Source organism: Hydrogenophaga aromaticivorans (genome assembly GCF_013387465.1).
In the GTDB taxonomy this organism is placed as follows: domain Bacteria; phylum Pseudomonadota; class Gammaproteobacteria; order Burkholderiales; family Burkholderiaceae_C; genus Hydrogenophaga; species Hydrogenophaga aromaticivorans.
The window spans coordinates 22,401-37,200 of the sequence record NZ_VYGV01000028.1 but is presented as its reverse complement, the minus strand read 5'-3'; the positions used below and the strand labels follow the sequence as shown (position 1 = coordinate 37,200).

9 protein-coding genes are annotated in these 14,800 nt (G+C 68.6%); 5 read left to right on the top strand and 4 right to left on the bottom strand.

Annotation, left to right across the window (positions count from 1 at the left end; all coding sequences use genetic code 11):
* The first annotated feature begins 72 nt into the window (after positions 1 to 72).
* The 4 genes from F3K02_RS25460 (at position 73) to F3K02_RS25445 (ending at position 5,088) form a co-directional block, all read left to right on the top strand.
* Entirely contained in the window at positions 73 to 1,122 is a 1,050-nt protein-coding gene (locus F3K02_RS25460; RefSeq protein ID WP_177139273.1) for a DUF58 domain-containing protein, read from the top strand.
* A 126-nt stretch (positions 1,123 to 1,248) separates the two neighbouring features.
* Positions 1,249 to 3,267: a transglutaminase TgpA family protein gene (locus tag F3K02_RS25455; protein ID WP_177139272.1), complete on the top strand. Its 2,019-nt coding sequence runs from the start codon at positions 1,249 to 1,251 to the stop codon at positions 3,265 to 3,267.
* A gap of 20 nt (positions 3,268 to 3,287) precedes the next feature.
* Positions 3,288 to 4,394, top strand: a complete 1,107-nt coding sequence (gene mltB / locus F3K02_RS25450; protein ID WP_177139271.1) for a lytic murein transglycosylase B — start codon at positions 3,288 to 3,290, stop codon at positions 4,392 to 4,394.
* Between the two features lie 100 nt (positions 4,395 to 4,494).
* Positions 4,495 to 5,088 (top strand): DUF2062 domain-containing protein, encoded by a 594-nt coding sequence (locus tag F3K02_RS25445; protein WP_177139270.1) that lies wholly within the window; start codon positions 4,495 to 4,497, stop codon positions 5,086 to 5,088.
* Here the strand turns inward: F3K02_RS25445 and F3K02_RS25440 are convergent.
* From F3K02_RS25440 to F3K02_RS25425, 4 genes are all read right to left on the bottom strand, one after another.
* Entirely contained in the window at positions 5,079 to 5,945 is an 867-nt protein-coding gene (locus tag F3K02_RS25440) for a transglutaminase family protein (RefSeq protein ID WP_177139269.1), read from the bottom strand. The genes F3K02_RS25445 and F3K02_RS25440 overlap by 10 nt on opposite strands.
* 181 nt (positions 5,946 to 6,126) lie before the next feature.
* On the bottom strand, positions 6,127 to 7,089 hold the full coding sequence (locus F3K02_RS25435) for an alpha-E domain-containing protein (protein ID WP_177139267.1): 963 nt from the start codon (positions 7,087 to 7,089) through the stop codon (positions 6,127 to 6,129).
* 2 nt (positions 7,090 to 7,091) lie between these two features.
* Positions 7,092 to 8,531 carry a circularly permuted type 2 ATP-grasp protein gene (locus F3K02_RS25430; protein ID WP_177139265.1) on the bottom strand — a complete coding sequence of 480 codons (1,440 nt, stop codon included), beginning with the start codon at positions 8,529 to 8,531 and terminating at the stop codon, positions 7,092 to 7,094.
* Positions 8,532 to 8,608: 77 nt separating this feature from the next.
* Positions 8,609 to 11,107, bottom strand: coding sequence for a DNA internalization-related competence protein ComEC/Rec2 (locus tag F3K02_RS25425; RefSeq protein ID WP_177139263.1), 2,499 nt, complete (start codon positions 11,105 to 11,107; stop codon positions 8,609 to 8,611).
* Between the two features lie 144 nt (positions 11,108 to 11,251).
* On the opposite strand from F3K02_RS25425, the gene F3K02_RS25420 reads away from it, so the two are divergent.
* The gene (locus tag F3K02_RS25420; RefSeq protein ID WP_177139261.1) at positions 11,252 to 14,764 is read left to right on the top strand and encodes a transglutaminase family protein; all 3,513 of its coding nucleotides are present in this window, start codon (positions 11,252 to 11,254) and stop codon (positions 14,762 to 14,764) included.
* Positions 14,765 to 14,800 lie beyond the last annotated feature (36 nt).

The following is a 14,800-nucleotide window of genomic DNA, read 5'->3' as shown; positions in this document are numbered from 1 at the left end:
AACACCAGCGGCCTGGCAAAGCCAGTTCCGCGGTGTTCCCGTCAACAGCCATCTCACGCCAACATGGTGGCCATGACGTCGGCTTCAGAGCGTTCCCGCGAGTCGCAACCTTCCCAAGCGTCTGTGGCCTCCAGTTGGCGCCACCCGGTGCGCCACCTGCGCGGCCGTGTCCAGCGCTGGTTCCACAGCCGCGCGCCGCGCACCGACACGCTCACCCTGACGCAACGCAACGTCTACATCCTGCCCACGCGCGCGGGCTGGATGCTGGGGCTCACCCTGCTGCTGCTGCTGGTCGGCAGCATCAACTACCAGCTCAACCTGGGCTACCTGCTCACTTTTTTGCTGGCCGGCAGCGCGGTCGTGGGCATGCACGTGTGCCACAGCAACCTGCGCGGGCTCACGCTGCACCTGGCTGCGCCCGCACCGGTGCACGCCGGCCAGGCGGTGGCGCTGGACATCCGGCTCGCCAGCGAACGATCGCGTCCGCGCTACGGCATCGGCCTGGGCGTGATCGCCGACAGCCGGCCGGGCGACGCCCACCTGGCCTGGACCGACGTGCCCGCCCGGGGCAGCGCGGTGCTGCAGGTGACCTGGGCAGCGCCCCGCCGCGGCCAGCACGAACTGCCCCCGCTGACGGCGCTCACCCTGTTCCCGCTCGGCACCTTCCGCGTCTGGACCGTCTGGCGCCCGGCCGCGCAGGTGCTGGTGTACCCGGCCACCGAGACCCATCCGCCGCCGCTGCCGCCCGGTGAACCCCAGGCCGGCAGCTCGGGCAGCGCACGCGTGCAGAGCACCGGCGAGTTCGACGGCGTGCGCGCCTACCGCCGCGGTGACCCGCAGAAAACCGTGGTCTGGAAAAAGGCCGCCCAGGCCTTCGCCGCCGGCCGCGACGACCTGGTCAGCCGCGACGCCCTGTCCACCCAGCGCCAGCAGCTCTGGCTGGACTTCGCACACACCGGCGCCAGCGACCTGGAGGCGCGTCTGTCGAGACTGGCGACCTGGGTGCTGATGGCCGACCGGCTGGGGCTTGACTACGGCTTGCGCCTGCCCGGACGCGAACTCCCGCCCGACCAGGGGCCGACCCATCGGGCACGCTGCCTGGAAGCCTTGGCACTGGCATGAAGCACCCCCTGCGCCGCTTCGCGTCGTCCCCCTCTCCTGCGGGAGGGGGACACAGCCTGTGGCCCGGCAGAGCCGGTTCCACGGCTGCCCTGGCATGCGCCCCCTCGCTCCACCATCTCCTCTGACATGGCTGCGATATCTCTGTCATCCCTGCCACGTGACACGCGCGACACGCTGTTCCTGCTGGCCGTCATCGCCTGGGTGGTGGCCATGCAGGTCGGAAACATCCCCTGGTGGTGCAGCGCGCTCGCGGCCGCCGTGCTGGCCTGGCGCACCACCTTGACCCTGCGTGGCCTGCCCCTGCCGGGCTGGATCTGGCGCGTGGGCCTGCTCGCGCTGACTTTGGGTGCGACCTGGATGACACACAGCACCCTTCTGGGGCGCGATGCGGGCGTGACGCTCATCGTGGTGTTGCTGGCGCTCAAGACCCTGGAACTGCGTGCGCGACGCGACGCCTTTGTGGTGTTCTTCCTCGCCTTCTTCACGCTGCTCACCCACTTCTTCTATTCGCAGTCGCTGCTCACCGCCGCCGGCATCCTGATCGCGCTGATGGGTCTGCTGACCGCGCTGGTCAATGCCCACATGCCCGTGGGGCGGCCTCCCCTGGCGCAGGTCGCCCGCATCGCTGCGGGCATGGCGGCACTGGGCGCCCCCATCATGCTGGTGCTGTTCCTGTTGTTCCCCCGCATGGCACCACTCTGGGGCATGCCCGGCCAGGACGAGACCGGCCGCAGCGGCCTGTCAAGCAGCATGCGGGTGGGCCAGTTCGCGGATCTGGTGCTGGACGACAGCATCGCGCTGCGCATCCGGTTCGACGAGGCACCACCGCCCCAGGCTCAGATGTATTTCCGTGGCCCGGTGCTCAGCGATTTCAACGGCATCGAATGGCGCGCGCTGCGTTCGGGCTTTCCTCCGTCCATGGCGCTGCCGACGGACCTCAGCGTCTCCGGCCCACCGGTGCGCTACGAAGTCACCATGGAACCGAATCGCCGCCCCTGGCTGTTCGTGCTGGAAGCCGCCACGCAGATCCCCGAGGTGCCCGGCACGCGCGCGCGCATGAACAGCGATCTGCAGTGGCTCACCATGCGGCCCATGGACACCCTGGTGCGTTACCGGGCCGAGAGCTACGTGAACTTCCGCCACGGCCCGCTCACCCCGGTGCTGGCCCTGCAGGACCACATCGAGCTGCCGGGCGGCTACAACCCGCGCACGCTGGCGCTGGCGCTGGCGCTGCGTCGCGAGCACGGCAGCGGACCGCGGTCCAACGCAGCGCTGGTCGATGCGGTGATGGAGCGCCTGCGCACCGGCGGCTACACCTACACCCTTGATCCCGGTGTGTACGGCCAGCACACGGCCGACGAATTCTGGTTCGACAGACGCGAAGGCTTTTGCGAGCACATCGCGTCCAGCTTCGTGATCCTGATGCGCGCTCTCGACATCCCGGCGCGCATCGTCACCGGCTACCAGGGCGGCGAGCTCAACGCCGTGGACGGTTACTGGACGGTGCGCCAGCAAGACGCCCACGCCTGGGCCGAGGTCTGGCTGCAGGGCCGGGGCTGGGTGCGGGTGGACCCGACCTCGGCGGTGTCGCCGGGCCGCATCGGCTCGTTCGAACGCCTGCGCCCGCCCGAGGGCGCCATCGCAGGGGCCATCCTCAACCTCAGCCCCACGCTCACGGCCCAGCTGCGCGCGGCGTGGGAGGCGGTGAACAACCGCTGGAACCAGTGGGTGCTCAACTACACCCAGGGCAAACAGCTCGACCTGCTGAAGAACCTGGGCTTCTCCAGCCCCAGCTGGACCGACCTGGCCTACGTGCTCATCGGCGTGGTGGTGCTGGTCAGTCTGGTGGGCGCCGGCTGGACGCTGTGGGAGCGTCAGCAACACGACCCCTGGTTGCGCCTGCTGCAGCGCAGCCGCCAGCGCCTGCGCCGCCTGGGGCTGGACAGCGGCGATCACACACCCCCACGCGAACTCGCCCAGCAGGTCGAGCGGCATTTTGGCGACACGGCATTCGCCCACAGCCTGCGCTTGTGGCTGTTGCGGCTGGAAGCCCAGCGCTACAGCCGCCAGCCCGCCGGGACGCTGGCTACACTGCAACGCGAATTCCGCCAGCTTGCCTGGCCCCAGAAAGGCTCCCCCCGTTGATCTTCAAGTCTGTTTTTTCGATGTCCGGTGGTCTCGGCCACGGTGCCCTGGCCGGGCTCGCGCTGAGCCTGCTGCTGTTGCCGTTCGGCGTGGCGGCTTCCAGCGCCGCCAAACGGCGACCGGCGTCGCTGGCCCTGGCGGCCGCACCCGTCTTTTTTTACGCCAACCATGAAGCTGCGATGGCTTTTGCCACCGACCTGGCGCAGCGGCGCAACCTCGACCCCGACTGGGTCCGGCAACAGATCGGGCAGGCGCAGCACCTGCCCCAGGCGGTGCGCCTCATGGCCCCCGCCCCGACGGGAACGCCCAAAAACTGGTCGGTCTACCGCGCCCGCTTTGTCGAACCGATCCGCATTGAGGCCGGCCGCCAGTTCTGGCTGGCCAACCGCGAGACGCTGGAGCGGGCCGAAGCCGAGTTCGGCGTGCCCGCCAGCCTGATCGTCGGCGTGATCGGTGTGGAGACGCTCTACGGCCGCCACACGGGCACCTTCCGCGTGATCGACAGCCTCACCACGCTGGCGTTCGACTTCCCGGCCAGCCACCCGCGCGCCCAGGCGCGCACCGAGTTTTTCCGCGCCGAGCTGGAGCAATTCCTCAGCCTGGCGCACCGCACCGGCATGGACCCGCAGAGCGCCCGCGGCAGCTACGCCGGTGCCATGGGCTGGCCCCAGTTCATGCCCAGCAGCTGGGTAAAATACGCCATCGACTACGACCGCGACGACCGGATCGACCTGTTCAACAGCACGAGCGACGTGATCGGTTCCGTGGCCAACTACTTTAAGACCTTCGGCTGGTTGCCCGGCATGCCCACGCACTACCCCGTCACGCTCGCGGGCCAGGGCGTCGACCTGGACACCCTGCTCGCGCCCGACATCCTGCCCAGCTTCAGCGTCGAGAGCTTCACCGCCAAGGGCGCCGTGCTCGAAGGTGCGGCGCTTGAACACACCGGCAAACTCGCGCTCGTCGAGCTGCAGAACGGCGACCCCGCCAACGGCGGTGGCCCGCCCAGCTACGTGGCGGGCACCGACAACTTCTACACCGTCACCCGCTACAACTGGAGCAGCTACTACGCCCTGGCGGTGATCGAACTGGGTGAAGCGGTGCAGGCCGGTCTGCCCTGGCGCTGACAGGGTGGTCCGGTCAGCCCGAGCGGGGACCACCGGAGCGTGAAACCATTCCGGCTTGCCCGACTCTCACCCATTCACCTGACGCCCACACCGGCCCCCCATGAAAAAGCGCCTCAAGGCCTGGCTGCCCTCCCCCGACAGCATCCGCAACAACCGCTGGTTGCGCTGGCTGGGGCCGACCCTGCACCACCCCCGCCTGTGGCACTTCAGCCGCAAGGGCATTGCCATGGGGCTGGCGCTGGGCATCTTTTTCGGGCTGCTGGTCCCGGTGGCACAGATGCCCCTGTCGGCCGCCGCCGCCGTCATCCTGCGGGCCAACCTGCCCATGGCCGTGGCCAGCACCCTGGTGACCAACCCGGTGACCTTCGGCCCGGTCTACTACGGGGCTTATCGCGTCGGCAAGGCCGTGCTCGGCGAACCGCCACTCACCGAAGCGCAAGCCAGCGCCTTGCTGGAGCGGGCCGTGAAAACACAGCAGGCCGAAGGGTGGAAAGACCGTCTGGAGGGTGCGCTGCGGCGGCTGGCGACGGTCGGCAAACCGCTGGTGGTGGGCCTGGCCATCGTGGCCACCGTGAGCGGCCTGGCGGTGTATTTCATCATCAGCGCGATCTGGACCTTGCGCGTGCGCTGGAGCCGTTCGCGCCGCCTGAAGGACCGGGTCACCCGGTTGAAGCCGTCGGCCGATCAGCCCTGAGACCGGCCCGGCTCGTCCGCGTCGGTCCAGGGCCCGATGCGGATGTCCACCGCCATGCTTTCTTCGCCACCGCCGCGGCGCAGGCCCTTGACGGGCAGGCAGGCGGTGTAGTCGGTTGCGGCGGCCAGGCGGATGTGGCGCTGATCGGTGGGGCAGCGGTGGGTCACGTCCAGGCTGATCCAGCGGCGGGTCGCGGGATCGAGACACACGTCGGCCCAGGCGTGGCTGGCCAGATCGGGCTCATTGGCCGCGTAAAAATAGCCACTCACGTAACGCGCCGGCAGGCCGATGCTGCGGCACACCGCCACCATCACATGCGCCTGGTCCTGGCACACGCCGAGTTCCCAGTCAAAGGCTTCCAGCGCGGTGGTCTCCACGTTGGTCGATCCCTTGCGGTAGCGCACCCGGTCGGCGACCGCCCCCGCGAGCGCCACCAGATCGGCCACGGCGGGCAACCGCCCGGCATCCAGTGTCGCGGTCAACGAAGGCACCACCGAGCGCGCCCAGGCCGCCAGGCGCGGGTGGGGTTCGGCCAGCGCCGTGGAGCGCAGGTAAAAGGCCGGGTGCGGCAACAACCCGGTGTCCGTGAATTCGGCCACGCCGTGGGTGGACACCGTGCCCCAGGCCACGATGCTGTTGTCCCGCAGCCCCTGCTCGGGTCGGGCGACGAGGCTGAAGCTGTGCACCCGGTTGCCCTCGGCGTCGGGCTGGCTGTGCAGTGTGCCCGGGGTGCGGATGTCCCAGAACTCCACCGTCTGGCAGACGCTGCTGACGGGCCACAAATGCAGGGTCTGCACCGTGTAGAGCAGCGGCTGGCTGTAGGTGAAGCGGGTGTTGTGGTGAATGACGAGTTTCATGCGGAAGATCCCGGGATCGGTCCGGGGAAATGCCCCCGGTCATCCCAGCGAACCGCATGGTACCTGCCGACCGCTGGGGCGGTCGGCAGGCTTTGGGAGACCGATCCGCCGCCGGGCCGCCCCAAGGCGGATCAGCCCCCTCGGGGGGCAACGACCCGCGCAGCGGTGGAGTGTGGGGGCTTCAGTGCACCGTCGGCACCAGGAAGTCCTGGCTGATCCGCCCCCCGAGTTCGTTCACGCGGTCCAGGAACTGCGTCAGGAAGGCGTGCAGGCCGGTGGAAAGGATCTCGTCGATGCGGGCATATTGCAGGTCGGCCTTGAGCTTGCCAGCACGGCGCAGGGTCTCGCCCGAGGTGTCGTTGGCCACCACAGCGAGATTGCTCACCACCTCGTTCAGGCTGGCGGCCAGACTGCGCGGCATGTCGGGGCGCAGGATCAGCAGCTCGGCGACGCGCTCGGGCGTGATCACGTCGCGGTAGACCTTGCGGTAGACCTCGAAGCCGGACACCGAGCGCAGGATCGCGCTCCAGTGGTAGAAATCGTACTCCTGATCCTGCGCGCTGGCGGCACCAAAAAAGTCGCTCTGCACGGCGTGGAACTTCACGTCGAGCAGGCGCGCCGTGTTGTCGGCCCGCTCCAGGAACGAACCCATGCGGTAGAAGTGGAAGGCCTCGTCCTGCAGCATGGTGCCCACGGCCACGCCGCGCGAAAGGTGCGAGCGGTGCTTGACCCATTCGAAGAAAGCGCCCGGATCGCGTTCGAACTCCTTGGTCTTGAGGTAACCCGCCAGTTTGAGCCAGGTGGCGTTCTGCGTTTCCCACAGCTCGGTGGTCAGCGCGCCGCGCACGGCCCGCGCGTTTTCGCGGGCCGCGCGCAGGCAGGAGCAGATGCTCGACGGGTTGGACTCGTCGCGCACCATGAAATCCATGACGTTGCGCGGCGTGATGTCCTTGCCGTACTTGGCGGTGTAGGTGGGCAGCAGCTCGCTGATGACCAGCAGCCCTTCCCAGCCCACCTGGGCCACGGCAGCCGACTGCGGCAGCAGCGAGGTCTGGTAGTTGATGTCGAGCATGCGTGCGGTGTTTTCGGCGCGCTCGGTGTAGCGGGACATCCAGAAAAGGTGGTCGGCGGTGCGTGAAAGCATGATCAGTCTTCCAGTATCCAAGTGTCTTTTGTACCGCCGCCCTGTGACGAGTTGACGACGAGCGAGCCTTCTTTCAGCGCCACGCGGGTCAGGCCGCCGGGCACCATCTGCACCTCCTTGCCACTCAGCACGAAGGGACGCAGGTCGATGTGGCGCGGCGCCACGCCGCTCTCCACATAGGTCGGGCAGGTCGAGAGGCTGAGCGTGGGTTGTGCGATGTAGCCTTCGGGCTTGGCCCTCACCACGGCGCGGAACTCTTCGACCTCGGCCTTGGTGGACGCCGGCCCCACCAGCATGCCGTAGCCGCCGGCACCGTGCACCTCTTTGACCACCAGCTCGGCCATGTTGTCAAGCATGTATTTCAGATCGTCCGGATTGCGCCCCATGAAGGTCGGCACGTTGTTCAGGATCGGCTTCTGGCCCAGGTAGAACTCGATCATCTTGGGCACGTAGGGGTAGATCGACTTGTCATCCGCAATACCGGTGCCCACCGCGTTGCAGATGGTCACGTTGCCGCTGCGGTACACGCCCAGCAGGCCGGCGCAGCCCAGCGTGGACGTGGGGCGGAACACCAGCGGATCGAGGAAGTCGTCGTCCACACGGCGGTAGATCACGTCCACGCGCTTGGGTCCCTTGGTGGTGCGCATGTAGACGAAGTTGTCCTTGACGAACAGGTCCTGGCCTTCAACCAGTTCCACGCCCATCTGCTGGGCGAGGAAGGCGTGTTCGAAGTAGGCGCTGTTGTACATGCCGGGCGTGAGCACCACCACCGTCGGCTCGGCGGTGGTGGCCGGGCTCACGGCGCGCAGCGTTTCCAGCAGCAGGTCGGGGTAGTGCGCGACCGGTGCCACACGGTTCTGGCCGAACAGGTCGGGGAAGAGCCTCATCATCATCTTGCGGTCTTCGAGCATGTAGCTCACGCCGCTGGGCACGCGCAGGTTGTCTTCGAGCACGTAGTACTCGCCCTCACCCTGCGCATTGGGCGCACGCACGATATCCACACCGGAAATGTGCGAGTACACGCCGCCGGGCACGTCCACGCCCATCATCTCGGGGCGGAACTGCGCGTTCTGGAAGATCTGGTCGGCCGGCACGATGCCCGCCTTGATGATTTCCTGGTCGTGGTAGACGTCGTGGATGAAGCGGTTGAGCGCGTTCACGCGTTGCACCAGACCTTCTTCCATGGTGCGCCACTCATGGGCGGGAATGATGCGCGGGATCAGGTCGAAGGGAATCAGGCGCTCGGTGCCCGAGCCGTCTTCGTCCTTGGCGCCGTACACCGCGAAGGTGATGCCGACGCGGCGGAAGATCATCTCAGCTTCTTCCCGTCGAGCGGCCATCACCTCCGGGGGTTGCTGCGCCAGCCAGCGAGCGTAGTTTTCATAGTGGGCCCGCACCTCGGTGGGCGTGGCGTTCATTTCGTCAAACATGGGTCGGCTCATGGGCTTTTTTCTCCTGATCACAGCATAGCAAGGACTGGGCCAGGGACACCACTTTCGGCACCAAACAGGTGCTTCTTTCAGTGCGCGGGTGCCGAACCGCGATCGCCTTCGGGCACCGGCGCCAGGACCGGTTCGGCCGGTTGGCTGGCCTCGCCGCGGTGGTGCCAGTACCGGCGTGCCGCTTCGCGCTGGCAAACCACGGTGCCGGGCACGTCGCTGCGCCAGGTGGCGGCACCACAGTCCGGCGTTGCGACCCAGCGCATGCCCCGCTCGCGGTAGCGCGCCAGCACCGCGGGCGCGGGATGGTTGAATCGGTTGCGGTAGCCCGCCTGCACCAGCGCCCACGCCGGCGCCAGCGTGTTGAGCAGCGCGGGGCTGCTGGACGTGAGGCTGCCGTGGTGCGGCGCCAGCAGCAGGGTCACCCTCAGGTCCGGTCGCGCCAGCGCCAGCCGGGTTTCGCGATCGGCGTCCAGATCGCCGCTCAGCCAGACGCTCTGGCGCGCGTGACCGACCCGCAGCACGCAGGACATGGCGTTGCTCGGCAAGCGCCCGGCGCCGTCGGGGCCGAAGTCTTCGGGGGACGGGTGGAGGATTTCGAAGTCCACCCCCTCCCAGGTCCAGCGTTGTCCTGCGGTGCAGCGCCGGGCCGGGTCGGCATCGAAGGACGACAGCCAGCGGGCTTCGGGCCATTCGGTCTGCACCGCTGCGGAGCCGCCGGCGTGGTCGCTGTCGCGGTGGCTCACCACCACCGTGTCGGGCCGCTCACCCAGCGCGCGCAGCAGCGGCACCACGATGCGCTGCCCGGCGTCGCTGGAGGGCGAATAGCGGGGCCCGGTGTCGTACAGCAGGCTGTGCCCGGACGTGCGCACCAGCACCGCGCTGCCCTGCCCCACGTCGAGCGCCATCACATCAAACTCCCCCGGCGCCGGGCGCGGCGGTTGCCAGCTCAGCACCGGCCACAACAGCACCAGTCCGGCCAGCCGGGTGGCCCAGGGCCAGCGCATCACCAGCAGGGCGCCGCCCAGCACGCCGGCCAGCGCCAGCGGCAAAGGCGGTATGGGCCGGAACACGGCGGCAGATGGCCATTGCGCGAGCCAGGCCAGCCAGCCGCCCAGCCCCTGCACCGCCAGCGCGGCCAGATCCCAGAAGGCCGGCACCGCCACCCCCAGCACTGCCAGCGGTGTGATCACCAGCGTGACCCACGGGATTGCCAGCAGGTTGGCCACCAGGCTGACGAGCGAAAACTGGCCAAACAGCAACAGCGAGAGTGGCGCCAGGGCCACCGTGACCACCGATTGTTCGCGCAGCATGCCCAGCGACGCGGCCATCAGCCGCCGGGTGCGGGTGGGCACCTCGTGCCCGTCAAACGGTGCGCTTTCGTGGCGGATGCGCCGCCCCGGGTCGGTCGCAAACAGGATCGCCACGGCCACGAAGCTGAGCCAGAAACCGGGCTGCAACAGCGCCCAGGGATCGAGCAGCAACACAGCGGCCATGGCCAACAGCCAGACCACGGGCCATGGCCACTGGCGGGCCAGCAGGCGCAGACCCACCACCACCGCCAGCATCAGAACGGTGCGCTGCGAGGGCACGCCCCAGCCCGAAAACAGGGCATACGCCGCCGCCAGCGCCACACCGCCCAAGCCCGCGGCCCAGGGCACGGGCACCGCCAGCAGGGCCTGCGGCCAGACAAACGCCAGACGGCGCCAGAGGCCACCCACCAGCCAGATCGCGAGCCAGGCGAACATGGTCACGTGCAGACCCGAGATGCTCATGAGGTGGGCCACACCCGTGGTCCGGAAGAGGTCCCAGTCAGAGCGCTCAATGGCACTCTGATCGCCCACCACGAGGGCGGCGAGCACGCCAGCGCTGCGGGGATCATCCACCCGGCCGGCGATGCGCTCGCCGACCGTCTGGCGCATGGCTTCCAACGGGTACCAGCCCTGGCCCGCCAGCCGCTGTGGGAGCGGATCGCGTGGTCCGTTGCGCACGTAGCCGGTGGCGCCGATGCCGTTTTCCCAGAGCCAGCGCTCGCGGTCGAAGCCGTGCGGATTGGCGTTGCCGTGGGGCGCGCTCAGCCGCACCGTCAAGCGCCAGTGCTCACCCGCTCGCCAGTCGGGGCCGGAGGCAGGCCCACCACCCGCGGCCACCACCCGGCTGTACCAGGCCAGCTGCAGCAATGGGGGCAAGCGCACCGGTCGGCCATGGTGGGCGGCCGACTCCACCGCCAGTTCGAAACGGGCACCTTCGGCATGGCGCCGTGGCATCGAGTCGATGCGCCCGGTGACCACGACGTCAAGGCCTTGCAGGGCCGGGTCCAGCGCCTGCGAGGCAAAGTGCGCCGCCCGCACGCCGGTCATGCCCGCGCCCGCCCACGCACCGGCGGCCATGGCCAGCACCAGAAGCCACGCGGCCTGGTGCCCACCCCTGGCGCCGCGCCAGAGCAGCCCGGCCATCAGCAGCCCGCTGGCCAGCAGCAGCGCCGCATACCCTTGCCAGGGCCAGAGGGAGGCCTGCTGCAACTGCCAGGCGACCCCGAGCACCCACCCGGGCAGCCAGGCCAGCGCCAGAACCGCCATGCTCAGGTCAGCTCTCTGGGTCCGCACACGGCGGTGCTGTCACACAGCTGTGGCGCAAGACTTGCTAGCATGGCAGCAAGCCGCGATGACAATGCGCTTGTCCGCGGTCCCATCGTTTATTCCCCCCTGTTGAAAGACACCAGCATGGCCATTCATGTTGCCCTGAGCCACATCACCCATTATCGGTACGACCGCCTGGTCAAACTCGGTCCCCAGGTGGTGCGTCTGCGCCCGGCGCCACACAGCCGCACCAAGGTGCTGTCGTACTCGCAGAAGATCGAACCGGCGGGCCACTTCATCAACTGGCAGCAGGACCCGTTTGCCAACTACCAGGCCCGCCTGGTGTTCCCCGAACCCACCACCGAGTTCAAGGTCACGATCGACCTGGTGGTCGAGATGGCGGTGCACAACCCCTTTGACTTTTTCCTGGAGCCGCGCGCCGAAGAATTCCCGTTCAGCTACGACGCCTCGCAGCTGCAGGAACTCGCGCCCTACCTGGCCACCGCGCCGCTCACCGAAGAGCTCAAGGCCTACCTCGCCCGGGTGGACATGAAGAAGCGCCGCACCATCGACTTCCTGGTCGACGTGAACCAGATGCTCCAGCGCGACATCTCGTACACCATCCGCATGGAGCCGGGCGTGCAGACGCCCGAAGAAACGCTCAAGCTCAAAAGCGGCTCCTGCCGCGACACCGGCTGGCTGCTGGTGCAGATGCTGCGCCACCTCGGTCTGGCCGCGCGCTTCGTCTCGGGCTACCTGATCCAGCTGACCCCGGACGTGAAAGCCATCGACGGCCCGAGCGGCCCCGAAAAGGACTTCACCGACCTGCACGCCTGGTGCGAGGTGTTTCTGCCCGGCGCCGGCTGGATCGGCCTGGACCCGACCTCGGGCCTGCTCGCCGGTGAAGGCCACATTCCGCTGGCCTGCACGCCGCAGCCCTCGAGCGCCGCGCCGGTGGAAGGCGCGATGGACAAGTGCGAGGTCGAGTTCGAGCACCACATGGGTGTGACGCGCGTCTACGAATCGCCGCGCGTGACCAAGCCCTATACCGAAGAACAGTGGGCGGGTGTGGTGGCGCTGGGCGAGAAGGTCGACGCCGACCTGGAGAAGCACGACGTGCGCCTGACCATGGGCGGTGAGCCGACCTACGTCGCCACGGCCGACCGCGACGCCGCCGAGTGGAACACCGACGCCCTCGGCCCCACCAAACGCGGTTACGCCACCGAGCTGCTGGGCCGGCTGCGCGAGCGCTACGGCGTGGGCGGTTTTGTGCACATGGGCCAGGGCAAGTGGTACCCGGGTGAACAGCTGCCTCGCTGGGCGCTTTCGATCTTCTGGCGCGCCGACGGCGAGCCCTGCTGGAACAACCCGGCCCTGCTGGCCGACGAACGCGACGCCGCGAAATACGACAGCGAAGACGCGAGCCGCTTCACACAGGCGCTGGCGCGCCAGCTCGGCCTGTCCACGCAATTCATCACCCCCGGCTTTGAGGACACCTGGTACTACCTCTGGCGCGAACGCCGCCTGCCGGTGAACGTGGACCCGTTCGACGCCAAGCTCGACGACGAGCTGGAGCGGGCGCGCCTGCGCCGCGTGTTCACGCAAGGACTGGACGCGACGGTGGGCTATGTGCTGCCACTGATGGCCAACGACCACATCCCGCTGTCGGGCAACGGCAAAGGGGGCGAGGGCTACCACCGCGTCTCGGGCACGGTCTGGTCCACCGGCCCCTGGTTCTTCCGCGACGAGCGCATGTACCTGGTGCCCGGCGATTCGCCCATGGGCTACCGCCTGCCGCTGGATTCGCTGCCCTGGGTCTCGGCCGCCGACTACCCGTACCACATCGAGCAGGACCCGCACACACCACGCGACCCGCTGCCCGCGGGCGCGGTGCTCAAGCACCAGGTCTCGCCGCACAGCATCGGTGGCGGTTTCGCCGAGGGCGGCACCGTGTCGCTGCAGGGCACGGACTTCGACCCGGCCGGTGGACCGGCCATGGACGGCCAGGGTGCGGGTCGATCCGGCCTGGGCCCCACACCCGCCCAGGCGCTGTCGTCCAGGTTCCCGCAGCGCAACGAGTCGGCCGCCTGGCTCACGCGCACCGCCCTGGTGGTGGAAGCCCGTGACCCGCACCGCGCCAACGGCCCCAAGGCCGAAAAGGCCGGTGGCGGCAAGAACCAACACCTCTACGTGTTCATGCCGCCGATGCAACGGCTCGAAGACTACCTGGACCTGCTCTCCGCCGTGGAAGCCACGGCCGACCAGCTGGGCATGACCATCGTGCTCGAAGGCTACCCACCCCCGCGCGACCCGCGCCTGAAGATGCTGCAGGTCACGCCCGACCCCGGCGTCATCGAGGTCAACATCCACCCCAGCAGCAGCTGGCCCGAGCTGGTCGAGCGCACCGAGTTCCTGTACGACGCGGCGTTTGAAACGCGCCTGTGCGCCGAGAAGTTCATGACCGACGGCCGCCACACCGGCACCGGCGGCGGCAACCATTTCGTGCTCGGTGGCGCCACGCCGGCCGATTCGCCCTTCCTGCGCCGCCCCGAGCTGCTGGGCAGCCTGGTGGCTTACTGGCACAACCACCCCTCGCTGTCCTACCTGTTCAGTGGCCTTTTCATCGGCCCGACCAGCCAGGCCCCGCGCGTGGACGAAGCGCGCAACGACCAGCTCTATGAGCTCGAAATCGCGCTGCAGGAAATCGAAAAGAACCGCCAGACCCACGGTCAGGACATGCCCCCCTGGCTGGTCGACCGCACGCTGCGCAACATCCTGATCGACGTCACCGGCAACACACACCGCAGCGAGTTCTGCATCGACAAGCTGTTCTCGCCCGACTCGCCCACCGGCCGCCTGGGCCTGCTGGAACTGCGCGCGTTTGAAATGCCGCCGCACGCCCGCATGAGCATCGCCCAACAGTTGCTGCTGCGCGCCATGGTCTCGCGCTTCTGGCAGAAACCCTGGAGCGGCAAGCTCACGCGCTGGGGCACCGAGCTGCACGACCGCTACCTGCTGCCCACCTTCATCCGCATGGACTTCGAAGACGTGCTGGCCGAGCTGGCCGAGTTCGGCTACCCGCTGGACATGGCCTGGTTCGAGCCGCACTTCGAGTTCCGCTTCCCACTGGTGGGCGAGGTCTCGGCGCGTGGCATCGAGCTCACGCTGCGCAGCGCGCTGGAGCCCTGGCATGTGATGGGCGAAGAAGGCGCGCCCGGAGGCACCGTGCGCTATGTCGATTCGTCGCTGGAGCGCATCGAGGTGCGCGTGAGTGGCTACAACGACAGCCGTTACGTCATCACCTGCAATGGCCGCGCCATTCCCATGCAAAGCACCGGCACCGTGGGCGAATTCGTCTCGGGCGTGCGCTACAAGGCCTGGAGCCCGCCGTCGGCGCTGCACCCGTCGATTCCCTCACACGCACCGCTCACGTTTGACATCGTGGACACCTGGATGCAGCGCTCGCTGGGCGGTTGTCAGTACCACGTGGCCCACCCCGGCGGCCGCAACTACGACACCTTCCCGATCAACGCCTACGAAGCCGAGAGCCGCCGCATGTCGCGCTTCTTCCAGATGGGCCACACGGCGGGCAAGATGGTGGTGGCGCCGGCAACGCCAAGCCGCGAGTTCCCGTTCACGCTGGATTTGCGGCATTGATCTGCAGCACCCCCGCGCCGGCTCCGCCGTCACCCG